At 36.9% G+C, this 501-nt stretch carries 1 protein-coding gene; it reads left to right on the top strand.

Annotated elements, in window-relative coordinates; genetic code table 11:
* Positions 1-42 precede the first annotated feature (42 nt).
* A partial coding sequence (locus D3D02_RS20545; RefSeq protein ID WP_147435752.1) for a hypothetical protein occupies positions 43-501 on the top strand: 459 nt, incomplete at its 3' end.

Genomic DNA, 501 nt, shown 5'->3' with positions numbered 1-501 from the left:
CATGGAAAAGCATGTGAATTCTCTCACAAAAATCTACACAAAATGACCACTGATTCACAGGACGGCTCTACAGTCCTCTTTCACAATATTGTGGCACCGTATCGAAACAAACTATTTGAAGAAATATCAGATAGCATTAATTTGACAGTATACTTTAGCAAATCAAACAACAAAGATAGATATTGGGAATCATCCCCAGAGAACTACAACTATAAGTCACGTATGTTAAAAGGATTTGAGATTGGACCATTTATTATAAACCCCTTCCTATGGATCCATCTTTTGAGAGATGACCCGGAAACAGTCATAGCTGTAGAAACGCTTCAAACAGTAGTATCCACGTTTATGCTGGTGATACTCACTAAGCTCACCGGAAGCTCATTAGTGCTCTGGAGTGGGGTCTTTGAGGATGAATATAAGTACAAGCGTTCTCCTGAAATGATTCATAATATAGATAATGCTGTAATTAGAAACACTATTCTTTCCATATTTAGAATTTGC

The organism is Halobellus sp. Atlit-38R (genome assembly GCF_003665925.1).
In the GTDB taxonomy this organism is placed as follows: Archaea; Halobacteriota; Halobacteria; order Halobacteriales; family Haloferacaceae; genus Haloquadratum; species Haloquadratum inordinatus.
This window is presented reverse-complemented; position numbering and strand designations above follow the sequence as displayed.